General features: G+C 70.7%; 20 protein-coding genes. 17 read left to right on the top strand and 3 right to left on the bottom strand.

The window, feature by feature from the left end; genetic code table 11:
• The first annotated feature begins 89 nt into the window (after window positions 1-89).
• The 8 genes from VD659_RS15675 (at window position 90) to cydC (ending at window position 9,310) form a co-directional block, all read left to right on the top strand.
• Window positions 90-902 (top strand): ABC transporter ATP-binding protein, encoded by an 813-nt coding sequence (locus tag VD659_RS15675; RefSeq protein ID WP_423261992.1) that lies wholly within the window; start codon window positions 90-92, stop codon window positions 900-902.
• Window positions 899-1,594, top strand: coding sequence for an ABC transporter permease (locus VD659_RS15670; protein ID WP_423261991.1), 696 nt, complete (start codon window positions 899-901; stop codon window positions 1,592-1,594). Before VD659_RS15675 ends, VD659_RS15670 begins: the two co-directional genes overlap by 4 nt.
• Window positions 1,594-2,331, top strand: coding sequence for an ABC transporter permease (locus tag VD659_RS15665; protein WP_423261990.1), 738 nt, complete (start codon window positions 1,594-1,596; stop codon window positions 2,329-2,331). Before VD659_RS15670 ends, VD659_RS15665 begins: the two co-directional genes overlap by 1 nt.
• 4 nt (window positions 2,332-2,335) lie before the next feature.
• Window positions 2,336-3,271, top strand: coding sequence for an ABC transporter substrate-binding protein (locus tag VD659_RS15660; protein ID WP_423261989.1), 936 nt, complete (start codon window positions 2,336-2,338; stop codon window positions 3,269-3,271).
• Window positions 3,272-3,490: 219 nt separating this feature from the next.
• Complete coding sequence (locus tag VD659_RS15655; protein WP_423262131.1) at window positions 3,491-4,903, top strand: cytochrome ubiquinol oxidase subunit I; 1,413 nt, start codon at window positions 3,491-3,493, stop codon at window positions 4,901-4,903.
• A 9-nt stretch (window positions 4,904-4,912) separates the two neighbouring features.
• Window positions 4,913-5,920 carry a cytochrome d ubiquinol oxidase subunit II gene (gene cydB / locus VD659_RS15650; protein WP_423262130.1) on the top strand — a complete coding sequence of 336 codons (1,008 nt, stop codon included), beginning with the start codon at window positions 4,913-4,915 and terminating at the stop codon, window positions 5,918-5,920.
• A 4-nt stretch (window positions 5,921-5,924) separates the two neighbouring features.
• Window positions 5,925-7,670, top strand: coding sequence for a thiol reductant ABC exporter subunit CydD (gene cydD / locus VD659_RS15645; RefSeq protein WP_423261988.1), 1,746 nt, complete (start codon window positions 5,925-5,927; stop codon window positions 7,668-7,670).
• Complete coding sequence (cydC, locus tag VD659_RS15640; protein WP_423261987.1) at window positions 7,667-9,310, top strand: thiol reductant ABC exporter subunit CydC; 1,644 nt, start codon at window positions 7,667-7,669, stop codon at window positions 9,308-9,310. The genes cydD and cydC overlap by 4 nt, the downstream gene beginning before the upstream one ends.
• A 114-nt stretch (window positions 9,311-9,424) precedes the next feature.
• Here cydC and VD659_RS15635 read toward each other — a convergent pair whose 3' ends face one another.
• Complete coding sequence (locus VD659_RS15635) at window positions 9,425-10,219, bottom strand: aminotransferase class IV (RefSeq protein ID WP_423261986.1); 795 nt, start codon at window positions 10,217-10,219, stop codon at window positions 9,425-9,427.
• 59 nt (window positions 10,220-10,278) lie between these two features.
• Here VD659_RS15635 and leuS point away from each other — a divergent pair, with 59 nt between their 5' ends.
• The 4 genes from leuS to holA all read left to right on the top strand — a co-directional run bounded on the left by leuS (window position 10,279) and on the right by holA (window position 17,897).
• Window positions 10,279-13,029 carry a leucine--tRNA ligase gene (gene leuS, locus VD659_RS15630; protein WP_423262129.1) on the top strand — a complete coding sequence of 917 codons (2,751 nt, stop codon included), beginning with the start codon at window positions 10,279-10,281 and terminating at the stop codon, window positions 13,027-13,029.
• Window positions 13,030-13,092: 63 nt separating this feature from the next.
• Window positions 13,093-13,887, top strand: a complete 795-nt coding sequence (locus VD659_RS15625; protein ID WP_423261985.1) for a helix-hairpin-helix domain-containing protein — start codon at window positions 13,093-13,095, stop codon at window positions 13,885-13,887.
• Between the two features lie 392 nt (window positions 13,888-14,279).
• The gene (locus tag VD659_RS15620) at window positions 14,280-16,754 is read left to right on the top strand and encodes a ComEC/Rec2 family competence protein (RefSeq protein WP_423261984.1); all 2,475 of its coding nucleotides are present in this window, start codon (window positions 14,280-14,282) and stop codon (window positions 16,752-16,754) included.
• Between the two features lie 117 nt (window positions 16,755-16,871).
• Window positions 16,872-17,897: a DNA polymerase III subunit delta gene (holA, locus tag VD659_RS15615; protein WP_423262128.1), complete on the top strand. Its 1,026-nt coding sequence runs from the start codon at window positions 16,872-16,874 to the stop codon at window positions 17,895-17,897.
• Between the two features lie 115 nt (window positions 17,898-18,012).
• Here holA and rpsT read toward each other — a convergent pair whose 3' ends face one another.
• Entirely contained in the window at window positions 18,013-18,273 is a 261-nt protein-coding gene (gene rpsT, locus VD659_RS15610; RefSeq protein WP_137836149.1) for a 30S ribosomal protein S20, read from the bottom strand.
• Window positions 18,274-18,473: 200 nt separating this feature from the next.
• Here rpsT and VD659_RS15605 point away from each other — a divergent pair, with 200 nt between their 5' ends.
• Both VD659_RS15605 and VD659_RS15600 read left to right on the top strand, forming a co-directional pair.
• Complete coding sequence (locus tag VD659_RS15605; protein WP_423261983.1) at window positions 18,474-20,336, top strand: aminotransferase class I/II-fold pyridoxal phosphate-dependent enzyme; 1,863 nt, start codon at window positions 18,474-18,476, stop codon at window positions 20,334-20,336.
• The gene (locus VD659_RS15600) at window positions 20,333-21,331 is read left to right on the top strand and encodes a ketopantoate reductase family protein (RefSeq protein WP_423261982.1); all 999 of its coding nucleotides are present in this window, start codon (window positions 20,333-20,335) and stop codon (window positions 21,329-21,331) included. The genes VD659_RS15605 and VD659_RS15600 overlap by 4 nt, the downstream gene beginning before the upstream one ends.
• 87 nt (window positions 21,332-21,418) lie before the next feature.
• Here the strand turns inward: VD659_RS15600 and VD659_RS15595 are convergent, their stop codons facing one another.
• Entirely contained in the window at window positions 21,419-22,306 is an 888-nt protein-coding gene (locus VD659_RS15595) for an NAD-dependent epimerase/dehydratase family protein (protein ID WP_423261981.1), read from the bottom strand.
• Between the two features lie 128 nt (window positions 22,307-22,434).
• Between VD659_RS15595 and lepA the strand changes: the two genes are divergently transcribed.
• The 3 genes from lepA to hemW are packed head-to-tail and all read left to right on the top strand — an operon-like array spanning window position 22,435 to window position 26,243.
• Window positions 22,435-24,285 carry a translation elongation factor 4 gene (gene lepA, locus VD659_RS15590; protein ID WP_137836145.1) on the top strand — a complete coding sequence of 617 codons (1,851 nt, stop codon included), beginning with the start codon at window positions 22,435-22,437 and terminating at the stop codon, window positions 24,283-24,285.
• Window positions 24,285-25,001 (top strand): DUF1990 family protein, encoded by a 717-nt coding sequence (locus tag VD659_RS15585; RefSeq protein WP_423261980.1) that lies wholly within the window; start codon window positions 24,285-24,287, stop codon window positions 24,999-25,001. The genes lepA and VD659_RS15585 overlap by 1 nt, the downstream gene beginning before the upstream one ends.
• 18 nt (window positions 25,002-25,019) lie before the next feature.
• Window positions 25,020-26,243: a radical SAM family heme chaperone HemW gene (gene hemW, locus VD659_RS15580; protein WP_423261979.1), complete on the top strand. Its 1,224-nt coding sequence runs from the start codon at window positions 25,020-25,022 to the stop codon at window positions 26,241-26,243.
• The last annotated feature ends 37 nt before the right edge of the window (window positions 26,244-26,280 follow it).

Here is a 26,280-nt window from a genome sequence, read left to right as displayed (position 1 = left end):
CTCTGACGGCGGGCTTTGCGTTTCGCCGCAGTGATGTTTGGGTTGATGGACGGCCGCATTCCGTGGCCCCCCGATGATTGGGTCGCGCGATGATCGAGTTCCGTTCGGTGACGAAGCAGTTCCCCGACGGGACGGTCGCGGTCGAAGGCTTCGACCTGGTGATCCCACCGCGCAAGACCACGGTGCTCGTGGGCTCCTCCGGCTGCGGCAAGACCACGCTGCTGCGCATGATCAACCGGATGATCGACCCCACCTCGGGCAGCATCCTGATCGACGGCGAGGACACGGCCTCGCTCGCCCCGGTGAAGCTGCGGCGGCGCATCGGCTACGTGATGCAGAACTCCGGCCTGCTGCCGCACCGCAAGGTGATCGACAACGTCGCCACCGTGCCGGTGCTGAACGGGGTTCCGAAGACGGAGGCCCGCGCGCACGCGCTCGAGCTGCTCGACACGGTGGGGCTCGACCGCTCCCTGGCCGGCAAGTACCCGCGACAGCTCTCCGGTGGCCAGCAGCAGCGCGTGGGAGTGGCTCGCGGTCTCGCGGCCGACCCGAACATCCTGCTGATGGACGAGCCGTTCGGCGCCGTCGACCCGATCGTGCGCGCCGAGCTGCAGCAGGAGACCATCCGGCTGCAGGCGGGACTCGGCAAGACCGTGGTGTTCGTGACGCATGACATCGACGAGGCCTTCCTGCTGGGGCACCAGGTCGTCATCCTGCAGAAGGGCGGCCACATCGCGCAGGTGGGGACGCCGGCCGAGATCCTCGCGCGCCCGGCCGACGACTTCGTGGCCAGCTTCGTCGGAGCCGACAAGGGCAAGCGCAAGCTGCGCATCGAGAGGGTCGACGGCGCCGACGTCGTGGTCGACGAGAACGGCACGCCGACGGGAGTGCTGCAGCCGTGAAGTGGCTCTCCTCGAACTGGGACCTCGTGTGGCAGCTCGTGTTCGCGCACGTGGCGCTCAGCGTGCCGCCCATCATCATCGGTTTCGTCATCGCGATCCCGCTCGGCTGGGTGGCGAACCGCTATCAGGTGTCGCGCGGCGCGATCCTGCTGATCCTCGGCCTGCTCTACACGATCCCCTCGCTGCCGCTGTTCATCTTCATGCCGCTCGTGCTCGGCACACCGCAGCTCTCCTCTCTGAACGTTCTCGTCGGACTCACCATCTACGCCGTCGCGCTCATGGTGCGTTCCTCGGCCGACGGCCTGGCCTCGGTCGACTCGGATGTGCTCCAGGCGGCGTCGGCCATGGGCTACTCGGGATGGCAGCGATTCTGGCGCGTGGAGCTCCCTCTCGCCGGACCGGTTCTGCTCGCGGGTCTGCGCGTGGTCTCGGCCAGCACCGTCAGCCTGGCGACGATCGGCTCGGTGATCGGCGTGTCGAGCCTCGGCTACCTCTTCATCAACGGATTCCAGCGCAACATCCCGGGTGAGGTCATCACGGGAATCGTGGCGACCCTCGTGATCGCCGTGGTGTTCGACCTCGTGCTCGTGCTCGTGGGCCGCCTGCTGCTGCCGTGGAGCCGCCGCGACCCGCGGGTGCGCGCGCGGGACGTCGCCCGCAGCCGCACGGCCGTGCTGACGGGGGCCGGCTGATGAACCTGTTCTTCGACGGCATCGCCTGGATCCTCGACCCCGCGAACCAGAGCGGGCCCAGCGGATGGATCGCCCGCCTCGGCGAGCAGCTCGCGTACACCTTCGGTGCCGTCGCCATCGCGGCGGTGATCGCCGTGCCGCTCGGCTACCTCGTGGGGCACACCGGGCGCGGGCGTGACATCGCCGTGTCGCTCTCGGGCGGCTTCCGCGCGCTGCCGAGCCTCGGCCTGCTCATCCTGCTCGGCCTCGGTCTCGGCATCGGGTTCCGGGCTCCGCTCCTCACGTTCGTGATCCTCGCCATCCCGCCCATCCTCGCCGGCGCGTACGCCGGCTTCGAGGCGATCGACCGCAAGACCATCGACGCGGCGCGGGCGCTGGGGATGACCGAGCTCCAGATCGTGGGCCGTGTCGAGGTTCCGCTCGGGCTTCCGTTGCTCCTCGGCGGCATCCGCTCCGGCGTGCTGCAAGTGGTGGCCACAGCCACCCTCGCCGCCTACGTCAGCGGGGGCGCCCTCGGGGTGTTCATCTTCGAGGGGTTCTCCACCCGGAACTACGCCGAAGCGCTGGGCGCCTCGATCCTCGTCACGGCACTCGCGCTCGTGCTCGAGGGAATCTTCGCCCTCATCCAGAGGTTGGTCGTTCCACGCGGTGTCGCCGCGAAGGAACCCACAGAGATCCGCACCCGGTCATCCCGTCCGGTCGCGGTGGCGGGCATCCCCGCCCAAGAAGGGAAATGATCACATGTTCACAGCAATCAAGAAAGGCCGGCTCGTCGCAGGGCTAGTCGTGGTCAGTGCGGCAGTGGCACTGGCAGGGTGTTCGTCGAGCAACCCGCTCGACACGGCGTCGACGTCGTCGGCGAGCGGAGCCGCATCCGGCCCGATCGTCATCGGCTCGCAGGCGTACTACTCGAACGAGATCATCGCCGAGATCTACGCGCAGGCGCTCGAGGCGAACGGCATCGAGGTGACCCGTCAGTTCAACATCGGGCAGCGCGACGCCTACCTGCCGGCGCTCGAGAGCGGCGAGGTGCAGCTCTTCCCCGAGTACACCGGCAACCTGCTGCAGTACTACGACCCCTCCACCACCGCCAAGACCAGCGACGACGTCTTCGCCGCGCTGCAGACCGCCCTGCCGCAGGGCCTCGAGGTGCTCGACCAGTCGCCCGCGACCGACCAGGACTCCTACAACGTCACCAAGGCGTTCTCGGAGGCGAACGGCGTGACGAGCCTGGCCGACCTCTCGAAGGTCACCACGCCCATCACCCTCGGCGGCAACTCTGAGCTGCAGACGCGCCCCTACGGGCCCGACGGCCTGAAGAGCACCTACGGCGTGACCGTGGGCTTCACCCCGATCGAGGACTCGGGCGGACCGCTGACCATCAAGGCGCTGAACGACAACACCGTGCAGATGGTGAACATCTACTCCGCCGACCCGAACATCAAGACCTCGGGTCTGGTCACGCTGGCCGACCCGAAAGGCTTGTTCCTCGCGTCGAACGTCGTGCCGCTGATCAACTCCAACTCGGCGACGCCCGAGGTCGTGAGCATCATCAACAAGGTGAGCGCGGCGCTGACCGCCGCCGACCTGGTCGACCTCAACTCGCAGAGCGTGAACGACCAGCAGTCGGCCGACACCATCGCGAAGAACTGGCTCGCCAAGGTGAACCTCTTCTAGGCCTTCCGGCCGCGATCACCCGGCCCCGTCGTCATCCGTTCTCCGGATGCCGGCGGGGCCTTTTCGTGCAGGAGCGACAGAACAGGGTCACGTTCACTGATGTATTCCACAGCGGATGCGCCCATCCTCCTGCCGACTCCGCAGTGATGCCGCGAACAGCCCGGGGGCTTGTATACAAGCATCTAAACTGAATTCACGCCTAAGGAGTTCCGCGTGAACCTGAACGATCTGCTCGACCCCCTCATCCTGTCGCGCTGGCAATTCGGCCTGACGACGATCTACCATTTCCTCTTCGTGCCGCTCACCATCGGCATGGCCACCACGGTGGCCATCTTCCAGACGGCCTGGGTGCGTACCGGTAAGGCGAAATACCTGCAGCTCACGCGCTTCTTCGGCAAGATCTTCCTGATCAACTTCGCCATGGGCGTCGTGACCGGCATCGTGCAGGAATTCCAGTTCGGCATGAACTGGAGCGACTACTCGCGCTTCGTCGGCGACGTCTTCGGCGCTCCGCTGGCCCTCGAAGGCCTGCTCGCCTTCTTCCTCGAGGCGACCTTCATCGGGCTGTGGATCTTCGGCTGGGACAAGCTGCCGAAGAAGCTCCACCTCGTGACGATCTGGGCCACCGCGGTGGGCACCATCCTGTCGGCCTACTTCATCATCGCGGCGAACGCGTTCATGCAGAACCCGGTGGGGTACGAGATCAACGCCGCCAAGGGGCGGGCGGAGCTCACCGACATCTGGGCCCTGCTGACCAACAAGGTCGCACTCGCCGCCTTCCCGCACACGATCTTCGCGTGCTTCATGGTGGCCGCTGGCCTGATCATCGCCACGGCGGCGTGGCACCTCTACCGCAACCAGCACCTCGAGACCATGCGCCCGGCGATGAAGTTCGGCCTCTGGATGATGGTGATCGCCGGAGCGCTGACCGTGCTGAGCGGCGACCAGCTGGGCCTCGCGATGGTGGAGACGCAGCCGATGAAGATGGCGGCGGCCGAGGCGCTGTACCACACCTCGACCGGCGCGGACGCGTCGTTCTCGATCTTCACGCTGGGCACGCCCGACGGGGTGCATGAACTGTTCTCGATCCGCATCCCGTACCTGTTGTCGTTCCTCTCGACGCACACCTTCGACGGCACGGTCGAGGGCATCAACGACCTGCAGGCGCAGTACGTGCAGCTCTACGGTCCCGGCGACTACTCGCCGGTGATCTGGGTCACCTACTGGGCGTTCCGCTGGATGATCGGCCTCGGAATGCTGCACGTGCTGATCGCGGTCGTGGGCCTCTGGATCACCCGCAAGGGACGCCAGCCGCGGTGGCGGTGGCTGTGGCGGGTGGCGGTGTGGGCCTTCCCGCTCTCGCTCGGCGCCATGATCATGGGCTGGGTGTTCACCGAGATGGGTCGGCAGCCCTGGATCGTGTTCAGCCTGCTGAAGACCCAGGATGCGGTCTCGCCCGGTGTCACGGGGCTCGACGTGCTCATCTCGCTCGTGGCCTTCACGCTCATCTACGGCGCCCTCGCGGTGGTGGAGTTCAAGCTCATCAAGAAGGCCATCCAGAAGGGGCCCGACGACGCCCCGGAGCCCGATCCCGAATCCGGGGAGCTCCGCCACGAGGCGACGGTCTACTAGGGAGACATGATGGACCTGACAATCCTGTGGTTCTGCATCGTCGGCTTCATGTTCGTCGGCTACTTCGTGCTCGACGGCTTCGACTTCGGCGTGGGCATGTCGTTGCCGTTCCTCGGCCGAGACGACACCGACCGCCGCGTGCTCATCAACACCATCGGCCCGGTCTGGGACTTGAACGAGACCTGGGTGATCGTGGCCGGGGCCTCGCTCTTCGCCGCCTTCCCCGAGTGGTATGCGACGCTGTTCAGCGGCTTCTACCTCCCGCTGCTGCTCATCCTGCTCGCCCTCATCCTGCGCGGTGTCTCGTTCGAGTACCGGCACCAGCGACCGGAGTCGGCGTGGAAGAAGCGCTTCGACCGCATGATCGTGATCGGATCCGCGGTTCCCGCCTTCCTGTGGGGCGTGGCCTTCGCGAACATCGTGCGGGGCGTGCCGCTGGACGCCGGGCACAACTACACCGGCACCTTCTTCGACCTGCTGAACCCGTATGCCCTGCTCGGCGGCCTCACCACGTTGCTGCTCTTCTTCACGCACGGCGTCGTGTTCGTCTCTCTCAAGACCGAGGGCGACATCCGGGAGCGCGCGCGCCGTCTCGCCACCCGCGCGGGCGTGCTCACCATCGTGGTGGCCGCGGCGTTCCTGCTCTGGACGACCCTCGCCCACGGCACCCTCGCATCCGCCCTGCTCTCGGCGGCCGCCGCCGTGGCGCTGATCGGGGCGGTGCTCGCGAACACCCGCGGTCGCGAGGGCCTCTCGTTCGGCCTGATGGCGGCGACGATCGCGCTCGCGGTGCTGAGCCTGTTCTTCGCTCTCTTCCCTGATGTGATGCCGGCTTCGAACGACCCGGCGAACAGCCTCACCATCGAGAACGCCTCCTCGTCGGCCTACACCCTGCAGATCATGAGCTGGGTGGCGCTGGTGTTCCTGCCGCTCATCCTGGCCTACCAGGGGTTCACCTACTGGATCTTCCGCAAGCGCGTGAGCCGCGCACAGATCCCGGTCGAGGGCGCACACTAGAGTCGTGCGCCCCGTCGACCCCCGGCTCCTCCGATATGCGGCCGCAGCCCGCGCGTTCTTCGCCGCCGGCGGCGTGCTCGCCCTGCTGCAGACCGCGGCCGTGATCGGCTTCTCCTACCTCGTCACCCAGGTGATCGTGCGGGCCATCGCGGGGGAGTCGCTCGAGAACCTGGTGCTGCCGCTCGTGCTGCTGGCCGGTGTCGTGCTGGTGCGCTTCGCGGCGGCCTGGCTCGCCGAGCTGAACTCGGCGCGGGGCGCTGCCGTGGTCAAGAGCGAGCTGCGGCGGCGGGTGCTGGATGCGGTGACGAAGCTGGGCCCCGGATGGCTCGGCTCGCGCAATTCCACCGCCGTCGGCGTGACCGCGGGGCCGGGCCTGGATGCGCTCGACACCTACTTCTCGAAATATCTGCCCCAGCTCATCCTGACCGCGGTGGCGACGCCGATCATCCTCGTGGTCATCTGGTGGCAGGACTGGCTGAGCGGGCTGACCGTCACCGTGACGCTGCCGCTCATCCCGCTGTTCATGATCCTCATCGGCTGGGCCACGCAGTCGGTGCAGCAGAAGCAGTGGGAGAAGCTCGGGCGTCTCTCCACCGCGTTCCTCGACGTGGTGGGCGGGCTGTCGACGCTCACGATCTACGGTCGGCAGCACCGGCAGGCGGCACGCATCCGTGCCGTCACCGACGACTACCGCGCGCAGACCATGAAGGTGCTGCGCATCTCGTTCCTCTCGGGCTTCGCGCTCGAGCTGGCGGCGAGCCTCTCGGTGGCGCTCGTGGCCGTGTCGATCGGCGTGCGGCTGATCGAGGGGAGCCTCGGCCTCGAGGTGGGCCTGTTCGTGCTGCTGCTCGCGCCCGAGGCCTTCCTGCCGCTGCGGAACGTCGGCGCCCAGTTCCACGCGGCGGCCGACGGGGTGGCGGCCTCCTCCGACGTCTTCGACATCCTCGACGCCGCCGCCCCAGACCGCCCCCCTACCCAAAAACAAGGACCAGTCCAAAAACAAGGAGTGTCTGCCGGACACGCCGCCGAATCGTGGGCTGCCGCCGGCGTGTCGCCGGCAATCTCCTTGTTTTTGGGAGAGGAGGAAGCGGGCGGGGAGGAACGGGGCGCAGGGCTCGAAGTGCGGGGGCTGGGGGTGAGGTACGGCGAGAACGTGGCCTTCGAGGGTCTGGAGGCGCGGTTCGAGCGCGGCGCGGTCACGGTGGTGACCGGGCCGAGCGGCGCCGGCAAGTCCTCGCTCGTGGCGGCGCTGCTGGGTTTCGTTCCGGCGGCCGGCAGCATCCTCGTCGACGGCCGTGACGCGAGCGGCGACCCCGTGCCCCGGCCCTGGCTGGCGTGGGCCGGCCAGCATCCGTCTCTCCTGGCCGGAACGGTCCAGAGCAACATCTGCCTGGGCGACGAGACCCCGGATGCGGTGGCCGCCCGGGCGAGCCTCGACCTCGTCGGCGGGGCCGATCTCGACCTCGGCGCGCTCGTCGACCCCCGCGGCGGCGGCCTCTCCGGCGGCCAGGCGCAGCGCGTCGGGGCGGCGCGAGCCGTCTACCGCGCCCGCCGCACCGACGGAGCCGTCGTGGTGTTCGACGAGCCGACTTCGGCACTCGACGACGAGACCGAGGCCGCCTTCATCCGGGGTCTGCACGTTCTCGCCGGCGAAGGCCGCGCCGTCGTGGTGGTGAGCCACCGCCGCGCGGTGATCGCCGGCGCCGACGCGGTCGTGGCGCTCGGCGTGCTCGAGGCGGTGCTCCCGTGAACCGCTCCGACGTCATCCGGCTCGCGCAGCCGCGCCTGCGCCGCTTCGCTCCGGGCGCCCTGCTCGGGCTCGTCAGCGCGCTCTGCGCGGTGGGCCTGCTCGCCACGAGCGCCTATCTCATCACGAAGGCCGCCGAGCAGCCGCCCATCCTGTACCTCTCCGCGGCGATGGTCGCGGTGCGGGCCTTCGCCCTCGGGCGGGCCGCCTTCCGCTACGTCGAGCGGCTCGCGAGCCACGACGCCGCGTTCGCCACCATGCCCGAGCTGCGGGTGGGCGTCTACGAGCGGCTCGTGCCCGTCTCGCCCGACGGGCTCGGCTCGAGCCGCCGCGGCGACCTGCTGACCAGGCTGGTGGCCGACGTCGACGAGCAGCAGAACTTCCCGCTGCGGGTCGTGCAGCCGCTCGTCGTCTCGGGGCTGACCGCCGTGGCCGCCGTGGTCACGGTCTGGGTCCTGCTGCCCGCGGCCGGTGTCGTGCTGCTCGCCGGGCTCGTGCTCGCCGCCGCCCTGGGCACGGCCGCGAACTCCTGGGTCTCGGCGCGCGCCGAGCGCGAGCTCGCGGGGCTCCGCGGCGGCTACCAGGCCGAGCTGGCCGACTACCTCGCGAACCTCGACACCCTCGTGGCCTACGGGGCGGCATCCGGTGCCCGTGCCTCGCTCGCCGAAGCGGATGCCGGGCTCACCCGCGCGCTCGTCCGCCGCTCGGCCGGGGCGGGCCTCACCGCGGCGCTCGTGACGCTCATCGCGGGGGCCGTGACCGTGCTCATCCTCCTCGTCGGCGTCCCGCAGCTGGGCGTCGGTGGCTTCGAGGGCCCCACGCTCGCGCTCGTGGCGCTGGTTCCGCTCGCGGTGTTCGAGGTGTTCGGCATGGTTCCGCTCGCCTGGGGCGCCTGGCGGCAGGTCGCCGCGAGCGCCGACCGCATCGCCTCGGTGGTGCCCGACAGCGTGCCCGACGGCATCCCGGTCGACCGGCCCGATGCGGCGAGCGAGCTGCCCGGCGGCCCGGTCTCGCTGCGGCTGCGCGAGGTCTCGGCGCGCTGGCCCGGAGAGCCACGGGATGCGCTGAGCGGCGTCGACCTCGATGTGCGGCCCGGCGACCGCATTCTCGTGCGCGGCGCGAGCGGAGCGGGCAAGACCACGCTCGCCCACGTGCTCGTGCGCTTTCTCGAGCACGGCGGCAGCTACAGGGTGAACGGCGTCGAGGTGCGGGACCTCCAGCAGGACGCCGTGCGCACCGTGGTGGGGCTCTGCGAGCAGAGCCCGCACCTCTTCGACGACGACATCCGCCAGAACCTGCTCTTCGCTCGCGAGACGGCGAGCGACGACGAGCTCCTCGCGGTGCTCGACCGCGTGGGCCTCGGCGAGTGGGTGCGCGAACGCGGCGGCCTTTCGGCGCGGGTAGGGGAGCACGGCTCGCTCGTCTCGGGCGGGCAGGCGCAGCGCATCGCCCTTGCGCGGGCACTCCTCGCCGGCTTCCCGGTGCTGGTGCTGGACGAGCCGACGGCCAACGTCGACGCCGACCGGGCGGATGCGCTCGTCGCCGATCTGCTCGCCGCCGCCTCCGGTGAGGAGCGGGCGGTCGTCGTGATCTCGCACACGCCCGTCCCGCCGGAGCTGGTCACGCACACACTGCGGCTCTGAGCGGCAGTGGCCGCGGCCGCTCGAGGTCGCGCGCAATGCTCGAATGCGGGCTGCCCGCCGCTCTTGGCGCGACCTGGCGGGAACCAAGCCGGGCACGCGCATCCGATGCCCGGTCTAGAGCGGCCGGCTCAGCGCATCCAGTCGCCGTCGCCAGGTGGAGGCGCGGCTCGGGCGCGCCTCGAGGGGCGGGCCGTCGATCCAGGCCTCGACCACGCTGATGCCGTGCAGGGCGCTCACCAGCCACACCTCGCAGCCGGCGAGCTCGGCCGGGCGGGCGCGCTCCTCGACGACGCGGGTGCCGGTGGCGGTGGCGATGAGACGGATGCTGCGGGCCGTGACACTCGAGACGCGCGCCAGGTCGCTCGCCGGTGCCACGAGGGTCTCGCCCCGCCACCAGAGCAGAGCCGAGTTCGAGGCGTCGACGAGGTGGCCGCCGGGTCCGCCGTCGAGCAGTGCCACCTCGTCGGCGCCGTTCTCCTGAGCGGCGGCGCGGAGTGCGATCAGGGTGTCGAGATCGGGGCCCTTGATGCGCGGGACCGTGCGCGGGTCGGGGCCGTCGTGCGTGCTCAGCACCGCCGTCTCGCGCCGGCGTGGCGCCACGCGCACGCGCAGGCGCAGCTCCGGCTCGCCCTCGACGAGAGCGAGCTCGACGCGGGGGAAGAGGGCGCCGGTGCGGTAGGCGCGGAGCCGGCCGACGGCCGCGCCCCAGAAGGCCTCGGTGTCCGGGGCCGGCGCCGGGGCCGTGGCGGCGGCCGCGAGGAAGCGCTCGCGGTGGGCATCGATCGCGCGCGCCCGGCCCGAGGGCGAGACGAACCACGAATCGGCCGCCACGAGGGCGTCGTGCGGCCGGAGTTCGCGCTCGACGAGCGCATCCCCGGTCCAGACGAAGGTCGCGGGAGCCTCGGCCATCTTCGGTCTTCCTCCTGTGGTCACGATCTACGCTAGTGCAGCGCCGGCGCGGCCCCGCGATGGGCTGCTCGACGGGAACACGGCAAGGTTTAGTACTGTTGACTCCTGGTGCGCCGTGCGCGCCATCCCGAGCGGCTCACGCTTCTGGCAGTTCTGCCGAAACCCCTGAATCGCCTGCGCAAGCAACGAATGAGAGTCACGTGGTCACCGAGAACACCCCCGTCAGTGCCGACTCCGCCCCGGGCGGGTCGTGGAACGACGACGCCGAGCGCTACGACTTCCAGGCCATCCAAGACAAATGGATGCCCATCTGGGAGGAGTCGAAGCCCTTCCGCACCGACCTCGAAGGCGACAAGCGCCCGCGCAAATACGTGCTCGACATGTTCCCCTACCCCTCCGGCGACCTGCACATGGGTCACGCGGAGGCGTATGCGCTGGGCGACGTGATCGCGCGCTACTGGCGCCAGCAGGGCTTCAACGTGCTGCACCCGATCGGCTGGGACTCGTTCGGCCTGCCCGCCGAGAACGCCGCCATCAAGCGCGGCCTCGACCCGCGCCAGTGGACCTACGACAACATCGACCAGCAGCGCACCAGCATGAAGCGCTACGCGACCTCCTTCGACTGGGACCGCGTGCTGCACACCTCCGACCCCGAGTACTACAAGTGGAACCAGTGGCTGTTCCTCAAGATGTACGAGAAGGGCCTGGCCTACCGCAAGGCGTCGTGGGTCAACTGGGACCCGGTGGACCAGACGGTGCTCGCCAACGAGCAGGTGCTGCCCGACGGCACCTCCGAGCGCTCCGGCGCCCTCGTGGTGAAGAAGAAGCTGACGCAGTGGTACTTCCGTATCACCGACTACGCCGACCGCCTGCTCGACGACCTCAAGCAGCTCGAGGGCACCTGGCCGTCGAAGGTCATCGCGATGCAGCGCAACTGGATCGGACGCTCGATCGGCGCCGACGTCGACTTCGCCATCGAGGGCCGCGACGAGCCCGTGACGGTGTTCACCACCCGGCCCGACACGCTCTACGGGGCGACCTTCATGGTGGTGGCGCCCGACTCCGACCTCGCTCAAGACCTGGTGGCCGGCTCGGACTCGGCCGAGGTGAAGGAGCGTTTCGCGAAGTACCTCGCCGAGGTGCAGAAGTCGTCGGAGACCGAGCGCCAGGCCACCGACCGGCCGAAGACCGGCATCTTCCTCGAGCGCTACGCGATCAACCCGGTGAACGGCGCCCGTCTGCCCATCTGGGCGGCCGACTACGTGCTCGCCGACTACGGCCACGGAGCGGTCATGGCGGTGCCCGCGCACGACCAGCGCGACCTCGACTTCGCGCGCGCCTTCGACCTGCCGATCAAGACGGTCGTCGACACCCTCGCGCCCGTCACCGGCGCCATCCCGGTGCTGCACGGCGACGAGCTGCCCGAAGACCTGCTCGAGCTCGACGACCTCAACCCCGCGAAGACCGGCATCGCGCTGGCCGGCGAGGGGCGTCTGGTCAATTCGGGGCCGCTGGACGGGCTGTCGAAGTCGAACGCCATCCGCAAGATCATCGAGATCCTCGAGGCGGCGGGCACCGGCCGGCCGGCCAAGAACTACCGCCTGCGCGACTGGCTCATCTCGCGACAGCGCTACTGGGGAACGCCGATCCCGATCATCCACGGTGAAGACGGCCAGGAGTACGCGGTTCCCGAAGACCAGCTGCCGGTGGTGCTGCCGCCGACCGAGGGCCTCAACCTCACGCCGAAGGGCACCTCGCCGCTCGGTGCCGCCGAGGACTGGGTGAACGTGCCGAACCCGGTCGACGGCAGCCCTGCGCGCCGCGACCCCGACACGATGGACACCTTCGTCGACAGCTCGTGGTACTTCCTGCGTTTCCTCTCCCCGAACGACGAGACGCAGGCCTTCGACCCGCGCGAGGTCGACAAGTGGGCGCCGGTCGACCAGTACGTCGGCGGCGTGACGCACGCCATCCTGCACCTGCTCTACGCCCGCTTCATCACGAAGGTGCTCTTCGACCTCGGCTACGTCTCGTTCACCGAGCCCTTCAGTGCGCTGTTGAACCAGGGCATGGTGCTGATGGACGGCTCCGCCATGTCGAAGTCGAAGGGCAACCTCGTGCGCCTCTCCGACCAGCTCGACGAGCACGGAGTCGACGCGGTACGCCTGACGATGGCGTTCGCGGGCCCGCCCGAAGACGACATCGACTGGGCGGATGTCTCGCCCGCCGGCTCGGCGAAGTTCCTCGCCCGGGCCTGGCGCCTCGTCGGCGACGTGACCTCGCCCCCCGAGGTGAACTGGCGCGACGGCGATCGTGCGCTGCGCCGGGTGACGCACAAGTTCCTCGCGGAGGCCCCGGGCCTCATCGAGGCGTTCAAGTTCAACGTGGTGGTGGCGCGCTTGATGGAGCTCGTCAACGCGGCGCGCAAGGCCATCGACTCCGGCCCCGGTGGCGGCGACCCGGCCGTGCGCGAAGCGGTGGAGACCGTCGCGCTCGGCCTGTCGCTGTTCGCGCCGTACACCGCCGAGGACATGTGGGCCCGGCTCGGCTACGAGCCGTCGATCGCCAACTACGGCTGGCGGGGCGCGGATGCGTCCCTGCTCACCGAGGAGACGGTCACGGCGGTCGTGCAGGTCGACGGCAAGGTGCGCGACCGTATCGAGGTGTCGCCCAAGATCTCCGGCCCGGAGCTCGAGGCGGCGGCGCGTGCGCTGCCGTCGGTGGGGCGCTCGATCGGCGACCGCGAGGTGGTGACGGTCGTGGCGCGCGCGCCACGGCTGATCAACTTCGTCACAAAGCCCGCTTCGTAGAAGTTCTCCACAGATCGCGGTGACCGGCCGCGACCGGCGCTTCGCCGTTCCTACTCTGACGCCATGTCAGAAACGGAATCCACACAGTCGGAGCTGCAGCCCGGTCCCTCGGCGCGGGTGCGCATCGGGATCGGCGCTGCAGTCGTGCTCGTGGTGGCGGCGCTCGTCTGCTCGGTGCTCGTCACAGCGCTCTCACCGGTCGGTGCGACCACCCTGCTCGCACCGGCGGCCGGGGGCTCCTCGCCGGGATCGGTCGCCGCCGCGGCTCCGGATGCACGGGGCGGGCCGACGGATACCGCGGGCGCCTCCTCGGGCGCGCCCGTGGGGTCGCCGTCGGGGTCCGGATCACCGGCTGACCCCGGCGCAGGCCCCGCACCAGGAGCGGCCGCTGCGACCGCCGCCGCCGTGCTCGTGCACGTGCTGGGCGCGGTGCGGGCTCCGGGTGTGTACCGTCTCGCCGAGGGCTCGAGGGTGTTCGACGCGCTGGGTCTCGCCGGTGGTTTCGCCGACGGAGCGGATCAGTCGTCGGTGAATCTGGCGCGGCCGTTGACCGATGGTGAGCAGCTGAGGGTGCTGGCCCTGGGGGAGGCCCCGGCGGTCGCGGTGGCGGCCGGGCCTCCGGCTGCGGGCTCAGGTGCAGGGTCCGGCGCAGCGACGCCGGCGGGCGCGAAGGTGAACCTCAACGCAGCGACCGCTCTCGACCTCGATGCGCTGCCGAGGATCGGCCCGGCCATGGCCGCGCGGATCGTAGGCTGGCGCGAGACCAACGGGCCCTTCTCCTCCGTCGACGACCTGCTCCAGGTCACCGGCATCGGCGACAAGACCCTCGAGGGCCTGAGAGACCTGGTGACCGTGTGAGGCGCGAGGCCGCCGACCGCGAGCCGGCCGATCCCGAGGGCGTCGACCTCGGTCTTGCGCGCCCCGCCGGCGGCACCGGTGATCATGTCGACCGCGAGAGGGTCGGTCGAGGCCCTGCGGGCTCTGCCGCTGCCGTCGGTGATCGTGCCGACACCTGGCTTGTCGATCGGCGTCCTGTGGGCTCCGGCAGCGCTTCGGATGCTCACGCCGATCCCGCGAGCACCGATCGAGACCGTACGGACTCCGACGGCGGCGCCGGTGATGGAACTGGACGCGACGTCGCGGCGCCGCTTCGCGCCCTCGGTCCTCGCGAGCCTTTCCGACGCACGGACTCGCGTGAGGGTGGGGCCCACTCCGGGCCCGCGACCCCGCGCGCCACCGATCTGCGGCTCGTGCCCGCCGCCGTCGCCACCTGGGCCGCGGCGGGCGTGCTCACCGGAACCCGGGGGAATGCCGCCTGGGCGTGCGCCGGCGCGTGGTCTGTCGCCGCCGTGGTCACAGTGCTGCTCCTCGTGGCGCGGCGCGGCGAGCGTGGAGGTGCGTCAGAGCGTCGTGGCACCGCCGCACGGCGGGTGCGGGAACGTCGGGGAGGGAGGTGCCGGCAGCGCCTGGCGCGAGCCGGCCGCGGCGCGCTCCCCGCCGTGGGGCTCGTGGCTGCAGCGGTGGCGCTCGTGTGCACCTCGCTGTTCGCCCTCGGTCAGCTCCGCCACCCGGGCGCACTGGAGGCGCCCGGCCCGCGCGGCGGCCAAGGGGAGTTCGTGGTCACCGGCACGCCCAAGCGGGCACCGACCTCGTCGTTCGGGTTCGCGGCCGATTCGGGCGAGCAGGCGCCGGCGGCGCCCGGCACCCTCTCAGGATCGGCTGCGATCGGAGCGGCTGCGCCCCGGACTCCCCCCGAGATCAGGGTGATGATCGAAGCGGAACTCGTCACCTTCGACACCGCGGGTCGCAGAAGCTCGGCCCGCGCACCGACGCTCGTGTTCGCGACGGTCGAGGATGCGGACTCGCTCGGCATCGGGTCGCGGTTCCGGGCGCAGGGCTCGCTCACGAGTCTCGCGCCCGGTGATTCCCGGGAGTTCCTGTTCTTCGCGCGGGGCTCTCCCGACCCGATTGCGGAACCCCCGTGGTATCTCGGCTGGGCCGACGGGCTGCGGTCGTCCTTCCGGCAGTCGGCCGCGGGGCTTCCCGGCGACGGGGCACAGCTCCTGGCCGGCCTCGCCATCGGCGACGACAGCGGGGTCTCGGCCTCGCTGCGCGACGCCATGACCGTGAGCGGTCTCACCCACCTCACGGCGGTCTCGGGAGCGAACTGCGCCATCGTGGTGATGGGCGTCATGCAGCTCGGTGGCGTGGTGGGGCTCGGGCGCCGTTCGCGCATCCTGGTGTCCCTCGGGGTGCTGGTGCTCTTCGTGGTGCTCGTCACACCGGAGCCGAGCGTGCTGCGGGCGGCCAACATGGCCGCCATCGTGCTGGTTGCCAGCGCCCTCGGCCGGCCGGCGAGCGGCATCGGACCGCTGTGCCTCTCCGTGATCGTGCTGCTGGCGCTCGACCCCTGGCTCGCCCGGAGTGCCGGGTTCGCGCTCTCGGTGCTGGCGACGGGAGGACTGCTCCTGCTGACGCGGCCCCTCGCGGCGCTCGGCGCGCGGATACTCCCTCCCGCGCTCGCGACGGCGCTCGCCGTCCCCGTCGCCGCGCAACTGGCCTGCCAGCCGGTTCTCTTCCTGCTCGCTCCCCAGATCACGCCGTACACCCTGCCTGCCAACGTGCTCGCCGAGCCGGCTGCGGCGCTCGTGAGCGTGTTCGGACTGTTGGTGTGCCTCATCGCCGCAGCCGCCCCGGGGCTCGCCTCCGTGGCGGCCTGGTTGCCCTGGGTTCCCTCCGCGTGGATCGGAGCGGTCGCACGCTTCTTCGCCGGTGCGCCCTTCGCCGCCGTCGACGTTCCCGACGGGGTGGTCGCTGCCGCGATCGCCGTGCTGCTGGTGCTGCTGATCGCGGTCGCCTTGGCCACGGCCCGTGCGCATCCGCGGCTCGCCCTGACCGCTGGGGGAGCCAGTGCGCTCGGACTGCTGGTGACCGCCGGTCTGCTCGCGGGCGGGTCGATCGCGCGCGGAGGAGCGATCCCGCCGGACTGGCAGGTCGCCGCCTGCGACATCGGTCAGGGAGATGCGGTGCTGGTGCACAGCCGCGGTGAGGTGGCGCTGGTCGACGTCGGGCCGCAACCGGAGCCGCTCTCTGCGTGTCTCACCCGGCTGCGGATCGAGCGCATCGACTTGCTCGTGCTGACGCACTACGACCGCGATCACGTGGGCGGGCTCGACGCGGTACTCGGCCGCGTCGACCGGGCCCTCGTCGGGCCGCCCGACGGGGCCGCCGACCGCAGGCTGGTCGAGCGCTTGCGCAGTGCCGGCGCTCTCGTCGCCGACGGCCGTCGCGGCCTGTCGGGCACGCTCGGCGACTACCGGTGGGACGTGCTGTGGCCACGCACCGGCGCCACGCTCACGGGGAATCCCGCGAGCGTCACCGTGCTCTTCAGTGGGGCGATGCGGCTGCTCTTCCTCGGCGATCTGGGGGAGCAGGCGCAGGATGCGGTGCTCGCTGCGAACACCATCGGTCAGGTCGACGTGGTGAAAGTCGCACACCACGGCTCGGCAGACCAGAGCGAGCGCCTGTACCAGCGGATCCGGGCGGTGATCGGGCTGATCTCGGTCGGCGCCGACAACCGCTACGGTCATCCCACGGAACGCCTGCTCGGCATGCTCGGCCGTGCCGGCACCCGCGCCTTCCGCACCGACCAGGAGGGCCTCATCGTTCTCTCGGGCGCCGCTCTGGCGATGTCCGTGTGGACCGAGCGCGCGAAGCCTCCTTAGGGTGTCGGAGGCGACGCCGGAGGGTCGAAGGATCGGTGGCGGCGGCTAGGCTGATTCCGCGGCCGCACGTCGGTGCGGGTCGCGAAGGAGCAGTCGATCGAGGAGGTGCCCGTGGCCGTGGCCCGCAGCAAGGCGCCCGCGAAGGCGAGCGCCAAGGTCGCCATCCCACAGCTCGAGTGGAACCAGGTGCGCCCGTCGCCGGTGGTGCTCGTCACCGGCCCCGAGACCTTCCTCGCCGAGCGTGCGATCCGCCAACTGCGGGATCTCCTGAAGGCCGAAGACCCGAGCCTCGAGGTCACCGACGTCGATGCCGCCTCCTACGTGCCCGGAGAGCTCCTCTCGCTCGCGAGTCCCTCGCTGTTCGGTGAGCCCCGGCTGATCCGGGTGTCCGCCGTCGAGAAGTGCACCGACGCGTTCCTCGACGACACCATCGCCTACCTGGGTTACCCGGCCGACGACACCTATCTCGTTCTCCGGCACGGCGGCGGGGTGCGCGGCAAGAAGCTGCTCGAGGCGGTGCGGGCGGCATCCGGTGTCGCCGTCGAGATCGTGTGCGCCGAGCTCAAGCGCGACTCCGACAAGTACGAGTTCGCCTCCGCCGAATTCCGCGCCGCCGGCAAACGAGCCACTCCGGGAGCCATTCGCGCCCTGGTCTCGGCCTTCTCCGACGACCTGGCCGAGCTCTCGGCCGCCTGCGCCCAGCTCGTCTCCGACGCGAGCGAGGAGATCACCGAAGTCACCGTCGAGCGCTACTACGCGGGGCGCGTCGAGACCAACGCCTTCGCGGTGGCCGATTCGGCCATCGCCGGCAACTACGGCGACGCGCTGGCGTTGCTGCGCCACGCGCTCGCCTCGGGCGCAGATCCGGTGCCGATCGTCGCCGCCTTCGCCATGAAGCTCCGCACGATGGCGAAGGTGCTCGGCACGCGCGGGGCCTCCGGCCAGCTGGCCGGGCAGCTCGGCATGGCGCCGTGGCAGGTCGATCGGGCGCGCCGCGATCTCTCCGGCTGGTCGAGCGAGGGTCTCGGCCGGAGCATCCAGGTGCTCGCCGAAACCGACGAGAGCGTCAAGGGAGCCGGGCGTGATCCTGTGTTCGCCCTCGAACGCATGATCAGCGTCATCGCGGCCCGCGGAACCATTTAGCCCAGCCGCGGGCAGGCTGCACCTGACGCGCGAGACGCACGAAAAAGGCCCCGCCGAAGCGGGGCCTTTCACGAATGTCTGCGACTCAGAGCCGGTCGGCTCAGAACAGCTCAGCTCAGAGAGCGTTGACCTGCTTGGCGATGGCCGACTTGCGGTTCGCCGCCTGGTTCTTGTGGATGACGCCCTTCGACGCCGCCTTGTCGAGCTTCTTGCCGGCGACGAGCAGAGCGGCCGAGGCCTTCTCCTTGTCGCCCGCCACGACGGCGGTGCGGGTCGCGCGGATCGCGGTCTTGAGCTCGCTCTTGACCGCCTTGTTGCGCTCCTGGGCCTTCTTGTTGGTGCCGATGCGCTTGATCTGCGACTTGATGTTTGCCACGGAATTAACCTCTGTATCTGATTCGGATGAATGCGGTGCGATGGTCCGCTGCGGCCGAGCCGCGGAAGGAGCCACTCGCTGTTCGCACCCAACAGAACGCTGTGGATGCGTAAGCCAACAGGCAACATTACCAGTTCTTTCCCTCGGGAACAATCCGCCGGATGACAGCGCGAACAGGGCACGAGGTACCGTAGAAGCCTATGCCACGACTCGCCTCCCACACCGACTCGGTTCCGCCCTCGGGCATCCGCCGCATCTTCGAGCTGGCGCACTCGGTCGACGACGTCATCTACCTCGCCGTCGGCGAGCCCGACGTGCCGGTCGCCGGTGCCATCCTCGACGCCGCGGCCGCCGCCTGGGAGGCCGACGACACCGACTACACGCCGAACGGCGGCATCCCGGAGCTGCGCCAGGCGATCGTGCGCACGGTCGCCGAGCGCAACGGCATCCGCACCGACACCGAGCGGGTCTGGGTGACCACCGGCGCGACCCAGGCTCTGTACCTCGCGATGAGCCTCGTGCTCGATCCGGGCGACGAAGTGCTGCTGCCCGACCCCGGCTACACCACCTTCACGATGAACGCGCACCTGCTCTCCGCGACCCCGGTGCCGTATCCGCTGCATCCCGAACGCGACTTCACCCCCGACCTCGCCGAGCTCGAGCGTCTCGTCACCGCCCGCACGAGGGCGATCATCGTGAACTCCCCGTCGAATCCGCTCGGCGCGGTGTTCGACCGGGACACGCTGGCGGCCCTGCTCGCGTTCGCCGAGGCCCACGATCTCTGGGTGATCAGCGACGAGGTCTACGAGCGCTTCACCTACGACACCGTCCACACGAGCCTGGCGAGCCTCGGCGGCGACGACCGTGTGCTCACGGTGTTCTCGGCGTCGAAGACCTACGCCCTCACCGGCGCCCGCGTGGGCTGGCTGCTCACGCCTCCCGGCCTCGCGCCTCTGCTGCGCTCGGCCCAGGAGGCCATGATCAGCTGCGTCAACACGCCGGCCCAGCGTGCGGTGGTGACGGCCCTGACCGGCCCGCAAGAGCACGTCTCCGCCGCCGCCGAGCACTACCGCGACAACCTCGAACGCGCCGCCGCCGCCCTCGACGAGCGCGGCATCCGCTACCTCGATCCGGCCGGCGCCTTCTACCTCTGGGTCGACGTGTCGCACGCCACCGGGGGCGACGTGGCCTCCTGGGCCGAGCGCTTCCTGCTCGAGCAGCACGTCGCCGTGGCGCCGGGCAGCGCGTTCGGCCGCATGGGTGAGGGCTGGATCCGCCTGTGCGCCGCGGCCTCGACCGCCGACCTGCTCGAGGGCATCCGGCGCCTGCCCGCGCCCGCGAGTGCGGAGGCGGCTCCCGGTGCGCCGACCGGCCCGACTGCGGCCGCTGCGAGCCCGGACTCCGCCGCCGAGGTGGCCGACGCCGCCGATTCGGTCGACGCCCCCGCCTCCACGATCGGCACACGTCCGCTGTCCACAGGGCCCATGTCCTCGTCGGACGGATCCCCGGCCGATTCGCCGGCGGCGCCCGCAGCCGGCTCGGCGGTGGCCACCGCACAGCCCGATTCCTCCCCGTCGCCTTCGGGCATCGTCGTCCGCCGCATCCGTGCCGACGAGATCGCCTTCGCCTCCGAGCAGCGCTTCGCCGCCTACAGTGCCGATCTCGAGATCTCCGGCGACTACGCCGACGAGGTTCGCGACGTCGCCCGCCACGTCGAGACCGCCGAGGTCTGGGTGGCCGTCGAGGAGGAGACCGGTCGTGTGCTCGCCTCGGTCACGCTCCCACGCCCGGGGGAGACGCTCCACCTCGGCCGCCCGGGAGAGCTCGAGTTCCGCCTGCTGGCCGTCGACCCGGATGCGCGCCGCCGCGGTCTCGGCCGCCTGCTCACGCAGTTCGTCATCGACACCGCCCGCGAGCGCGGCGCGACCCGCGTCGTCATGAACAGCGGCACCGGGATGACCTCGGCGCACCGCCTCTACGAGTCGATGGGCTTCGCGCGCATGCCCGAGCGCGAGAACCCGCCCGGCATCGAACCCTCCCGCGCGTACGGTCTCGAGCTGTGAAGATCGCCGTCATCGGCGCCGGGGCGGTGGGCGGCGTGATCGCCGCGCTCGCCGATCGCGCCGGCCACGAGGTGGAGGTGACCGCCCGCGGAGCCCAGCTCACCGCCGTCGCCGAGCGCGGCATCCATCTCACCGGCCACTGGGGCGAGCACACCGCCCGACCCCGGGCCTCCGAAACCCTCACCGTCACCCCCGAGCTCGCTGTGCTCTGCGTGAAGGCCCAGGATGCGCACGCCGCCCTGGCCGCGAACGCGCCGCACCTCGAGGGTGTACCGCTGGTCGTGGTGCAGAACGGCCTCGGCGGCTCGGAGGCCGCGGCCGCGCAGCTGCCGGGCACGCCCGTGATCGGCGGCCTCGCCCTCTTCGCGGCGTCGTACCTCTCGCCCGGCGAGGTGGCCATCACCACTCCCGCCGAGACCTACCTCGGCGCCCTGCCGTCGACGCCGCAGAGCGCGTTCCGCTTCGCCGTCGACACGCTGGGCGCGTTCCTCCCCGTGGCCGAGACGCCCAACTTCGCGGGCGCGCAGTGGACCAAGCTCATCGTCAATCAGATCAACGCCCTGCCGGCCATCACCGGGCTCTCGGTGCAGCAGACGGTGGCGGATGCGCGTCTGCGCCGGGTGCTCACCGCGAGCATGCGCGAGGCCGTGGGCGTCGCCCGGGCGCACGGGGTGCGCTTCGAGCCGCTGCTCGGGCTGAGCGATCCGGTGCTGCGCCTGTTCTCCGCGGCACCGGCCGGCCTCGCGCAACTGCTGCCGCGGCTGATGGCGCGGCGCATGGGGGCGACGCCGAATCCCGGGTCGACGCTGCAGAGCATCCGTCGCGGGCAGCTCACCGAGATCGATCACCTGAACGGGGCCGTGGTGCAGCAGGCGCAGGATGCGTCGCGCGAGGCGCCGCTGAACGCCGCCCTGGTCGCGCTCGTGCACCACGTCGAACGCGAGCACGCGTTCCTCACCCCCGCCGAGGTCGCTGCCGCCATCCCCCTGCCGTAACTCCCCACGCAGACTCGTCACTTTCGGCGCGAAAGCGCGAGGGCTTCGAGCCGAAAGTGACGAGTCCGAGAGGGAGGAGCAGAGGGCTCAGTGGGCGTAGGAGCCCGAGCGCAGCTCCTCGAGCAGGGTGGGGCCGTTGGGCTCCCAGCCGAGGTCGATGCGCGCCGCGCTGCCGCGGGCCTGCTGGTCGAGCAGCAGCGCGTCGGCGAAGGGCCCGCCGAGCCGAGCGCGCGTCGCCTCCACCGACGCCGCCTCGACCCGCCCGTCGAGCCCGGCGGCGGTCGCCGCGGCCTCACCGAGTTCGCGCACGGTCGGGTTCTGCCCGCTCGCGCCGATGTAGTACGAGCCGGCGTCCGCGAGGTCGAGCGCCAGGATGTACAGCTCAGCGAGGTCGTCGACGAACACGGTGGTCCAGTGCTGCGAGCCGTCGCCGACGAGCTGCAGGGCGGGCGCCGTGCCCGAGCCGCGCGGCGCATCCGAGATCACCGTCGGGATTCCCTGGCCGTAGCCGAACACGACGCCGGGCGCGATGATCGTCGTCTTCACGCCGACGGCCGCGCGCACCCGAGCCTCCACCGGCACCCGCCAGGCGGTGAGCGCGGGCGGGTCGAGCGGTGTCGACTCGGTGAGGTCGGCTCCCGAGCCGAACACCCAGATGCCGCCCGTGTGCACGTAGGGCTTGTCGCTGCCCTCGAGCCCGGCGAGCACCGCCGTCACGAAGGCGTCGTCGGTGGCCGCGCTCGACGCGTCGCCGGGCGAGGCGAGGTGGATGACGCCGTCGCTCTCGAGCGCGAGCCGCGACACGAGCTCGCCGTCGGTGAGGGTGCCGAGAACCGCGGTGGCTCCCGCCGCCCGCACCTCCTCGGCCTTCTCCTCGGTGCGCACGAGGGCGATGACGTCGCGGCCTTGGCCGCGGAGCTGACGGAGGACTGCGGAACCGATGAAACCGGTCGCGCCGGTGAGGAAGATAGCCATACGACGATTCAACCCGCGAACGGCCGCCGCATTCCACCACATTTCGTCGTGAGTCCGGCGGGGCGGGGCATGGCAGAATAGGTCGACCGATCTTTCGGCACGATCTCCCCGATCCACCAGAGGAATGCGTGAGCCCCAAAGCCCTGAAGGCACTAGAACCTGCCTCCACCGACCCCGCATTCATCCGCAACTTCTGCATCATCGCGCACATCGACCACGGCAAGTCGACCCTGGCCGACCGGATGCTCGGCATCACCGGCGTCGTCAGCGACCGTGACATGCGCGCCCAGTACCTCGACCGGATGGACATCGAGCGCGAGCGCGGCATCACCATCAAGAGCCAGGCCGTGCGCATGCCCTGGTCGCTCGACGGCAGCACCTACGCGCTCAACATGATCGACACCCCTGGGCACGTCGACTTCACCTACGAGGTCTCCCGTTCCCTCGCCGCGTGCGAGGGCGCCATCCTGCTCGTCGACGCGGCCCAGGGCATCGAGGCCCAGACCCTCGCGAACCTCTACCTGGCCCTCGAGAACGACCTCACGATCATCCCGGTGCTCAACAAGATCGACCTCCCGGCCGCCGATCCCGAGAAGTACGCCAAGGAGCTCGCGAGCCTCATCGGCGGCAGCCCCGACGACGTGCTGCGCGTCTCGGGCAAGACCGGAGCGGGCGTCGAAGAGCTGCTCGACCGCGTCACCCAGCTCATCCCCGCTCCCGTCGGAGATCCGGATGCCGCGGCTCGCGCCATGATCTTCGACTCCGTCTACGACGCCTACCGTGGCGTCGTCACCTACGTGCGCATGATCGACGGCCACCTGAACCCGCGCGAGCGCATCCAGATGATGTCGACGCGGGCGACCCACGAGATCCTCGAGATCGGGGTCTCCAGCCCCGAGCCCACGCCCTCGAAGGGCCTCGGCGTCGGCGAGGTCGGCTACCTCATCACGGGCGTGAAAGACGTGCGCCAGTCCAAGGTCGGCGACACCGTCACCACCGCGGCGAAGCCCGCCACCCAGGCGCTGCCCGGCTACACCGAGCCCTTGCCGATGGTGTTCTCGGGCCTGTATCCGATCGACGGAACCGACTACCCGGTGCTCCGCGAGGCGCTCGACAAGCTCAAGCTCAGCGACGCGGCGCTCGTCTACGAGCCCGAGACCTCCGTCGCCCTCGGATTCGGGTTCCGCTGCGGCTTCCTGGGCCTCCTGCACCTCGAGATCATCACCGAGCGGCTCGAGCGCGAGTTCAACCTCGACCTCATCGCCACCGCTCCGAGCGTGATCTACCACGTCACCACCGAGGACAAGAAGACGGTCACGGTCACGAACCCGAGCGAGTTCCCGGGAGGCAAGATCGCGAGCGTCACCGAGCCGATCGTGAACGCCGCCATCCTGGCGCCGAAAGACTACGTGGGCACCATCATGGAGCTCTGCCAGAGCCGCCGTGGCGCGCTGCAGGGCATGGAGTTCCTCGGCGAGGACCGCGTCGAGATCAAGTACACGATGCCGCTCGGCGAGATCGTGTTCGACTTCTTCGACAACCTCAAGTCCAAGACGGCGGGCTACGCCTCGCTCGACTACGAGCCCGCGGGCGAGCAGGAGGCCGACCTGGTGAAGGTCGACATCCTGCTCCAGGGCGAGCAGGTGGATGCCTTCAGCGCCATCGTGCACCGCGACAAGGCCTACGCCTACGGGGTCCTGATGACGGGCCGCCTGCGCGAGCTCATCCCGCGCCAGCAGTTCGAGGTGCCCATCCAGGCCGCGATCGGCGCCCGCATCATCGCGCGCGAGTCGATCCGCGCCATGCGCAAAGACGTTCTGGCCAAGTGCTACGGCGGTGACATCACCCGCAAGCGCAAGCTCCTCGAGAAGCAGAAAGAGGGCAAGAAGCGCATGAAGATGGTGGGTCGCGTCGAGGTGCCGCAGGAGGCCTTCATCGCCGCCCTCTCGGGCGACGTGGAGAAGAAGGACAAGAAGTGATGCCGAGCGCCACCTCGTCCTCGCGCGCCGTGGGGCCGGTGCGCTCGACCCGGGTCGCGGTGCTCCAGGACGACGACCCGCGCGCCGGAGTCGCCCTCAGCTACGGAGCGGTCGGCGCCACGCAGGCCGAAGACCTGCTCTACTTCCCGCCGAAGGGCTACCGCCCGGCTGAGCGCCGTGCGCGCCTCGGCAGCGGCACCGCCCGCTTCGACGCCGCCTCGGCGAAACTCCTGGCCTGGGGCGCCCAGCGCGGCGCCGGGATCGGCGTCGGCGACGTGCGCCCTCCCGCCCCGACCGACACCGACTACGCGGGGCTGGTCTACGACGAGGTCGGGGTTCCGCTCGGGGCCCGCGCCGCGCATCCGGAGCAGGCGTACGGCGAAGACGGCACACCGCTCGTGTCCGCCGGCACCACGGCCGTGCTCGCGATGACGGTGCTCGGGATGCGGTTCCGCGCGCCCGTGCGCGTGGTCTACCTCGTCAACGAGCCCGGCCGGGTCGGCTTCGCCTACGGAACCCTGCCCGGGCATCCCGCCGCCGGTGAGGAGAGCTTCGTGGTGGAGCACCTCTCCGACGACTCGGTCTGGATCGTGGTGCGCGCCTTCTCGCGCCCCGCGGGCTGGCTGTCGTGGCTCGGCTACCCCGTGGTGCGTACCGTGCAGGCCCGCACCATGAAGCGCTACCTGCGCGCCCTGATGCCCAGCAAGGGCGTCTAGGGCAGCGCCCGCCAGCCCATGCCCTCCACCCTCCCGCTCGGAGACCCGGCCCCCGCCGACGGTCTGCTCCCGCTCACGAGCGCCGCCGCATCGGCCGAGCGTGACCTCGGCCTCTACGTGCACGTGCCGTTCTGCCGCGTGCGCTGCGGCTACTGCGACTTCAACACCTACACGGCCACCGAGCTGCGGGGCGTCAAGCAGTCCGACTACGCGTCTCAGGCCGTCGCCGAGATGGAGTTCGCCTCCGGCGTGCTCGGCGCATCCGGAGTCGCGGAACGCCCTCTCTCCACCGTCTTCTTCGGCGGCGGAACGCCCACCCTGCTGCCCGCGGTGCAGCTGGCGGCCATGCTCGGCGCGGCGCGGGACATCTGGGGCTTCGCCGCGGATGCCGAGGTCACCACGGAGGCCAACCCCGATTCGGTCGATTCCACCTACCTGCAGACGCTCGCCGATGCTGGTTTCACCCGGGTGAGCTTCGGCATGCAGTCGGCCGTGCCGAGCGTGCTGGCCACCCTCGAGCGCACCCACGACCCGGAGCGCATCCCCGACGTGGTGCGCTGGGCGAAGGAGGCCGGACTCCAGGTCAGTCTCGACCTCATCTACGGCACGCCGGGCGAGACCCTCGACGACTGGTCGCGCTCGCTCGACTCCGTGCTCGCCAACGAGCCCGACCACATCTCGGCCTACGCCCTGATCGTGGAGCAGGGAACGAAGCTCGCGCGGCAGATCCGCTCGGGCGAGGTGGCCGAGCCCTCCGACGATCTGCAGGCCGACATGTACGAGCTCGCGGATGCGCGGCTCGGCGCCGCCGGCTACGACTGGTACGAGGTGAGCAACTGGTCGCGCGACGGCGTGCGCACCCGTTCGCGGCACAACCTCAGCTATTGGCTCGGCCACGACTGGTGGGGCATCGGGCCGGGATCGCACAGCTACGTCGGCGACACCCGGTGGTGGAACGTCAAGCACCCGGCGGCCTACGCCGGGCGCATCGCGGCGGGGGAGTCGCCCGCCGCCGGCCGCGAATCGATCGACGACGACACCCGTGAGCTCGAGCGCGTGCTGCTGCTCAGCCGCGTGCGCGGCGTGCTGCGCGTCGATTCGCTGGCTCCGGATGCGCGGCGCGAGATCGCGGGCCTGATCGCCGACGGCCTCATCGACGGCCGTGCCGCCCTCGCGGGAACGGTCGACCTCACTCTGAAGGGCCGTCTGCTGGCCGACGCGGTGGTGCGCCGCCTCACCTGATCGCGCCCGTTAAACGACGAGAGGGCCTGCCCTCGGG

Source organism: Herbiconiux sp. 11R-BC (assembly GCF_049472555.1).
In the GTDB taxonomy this organism is placed as follows: Bacteria; Actinomycetota; Actinomycetes; order Actinomycetales; family Microbacteriaceae; genus Herbiconiux.
This window is presented reverse-complemented; position numbering and strand designations above follow the sequence as displayed.

What these genes read in the sequence shown, in the direction of transcription:
- VD659_RS15675 (WP_423261992.1), top strand. Translation starts at nt 90, where the DNA reads ATGATCGAGTTCCGTTCGGTGACGAAGCAGTTCCCCGACGGGACGGTC.
- VD659_RS15665 (WP_423261990.1), top strand. Translation starts at nt 1,594, where the DNA reads ATGAACCTGTTCTTCGACGGCATCGCCTGGATCCTCGACCCCGCGAAC.
- VD659_RS15660 (WP_423261989.1), top strand. Translation starts at nt 2,336, where the DNA reads ATGTTCACAGCAATCAAGAAAGGCCGGCTCGTCGCAGGGCTAGTCGTG.
- cydB (WP_423262130.1), top strand. Translation starts at nt 4,913, where the DNA reads ATGGACCTGACAATCCTGTGGTTCTGCATCGTCGGCTTCATGTTCGTC.
- VD659_RS15635 (WP_423261986.1), bottom strand. Translation starts at nt 10,219, where the DNA reads ATGGCCGAGGCTCCCGCGACCTTCGTCTGGACCGGGGATGCGCTCGTC.
- leuS (WP_423262129.1), top strand. Translation starts at nt 10,279, where the DNA reads ATGGGCTGCTCGACGGGAACACGGCAAGGTTTAGTACTGTTGACTCCT.
- VD659_RS15625 (WP_423261985.1), top strand. Translation starts at nt 13,093, where the DNA reads ATGTCAGAAACGGAATCCACACAGTCGGAGCTGCAGCCCGGTCCCTCG.
- VD659_RS15605 (WP_423261983.1), top strand. Translation starts at nt 18,474, where the DNA reads ATGCCACGACTCGCCTCCCACACCGACTCGGTTCCGCCCTCGGGCATC.
- VD659_RS15595 (WP_423261981.1), bottom strand. Translation starts at nt 22,306, where the DNA reads ATGGCTATCTTCCTCACCGGCGCGACCGGTTTCATCGGTTCCGCAGTC.
- VD659_RS15585 (WP_423261980.1), top strand. Translation starts at nt 24,285, where the DNA reads ATGCCGAGCGCCACCTCGTCCTCGCGCGCCGTGGGGCCGGTGCGCTCG.
- hemW (WP_423261979.1), top strand. Translation starts at nt 25,020, where the DNA reads ATGCCCTCCACCCTCCCGCTCGGAGACCCGGCCCCCGCCGACGGTCTG.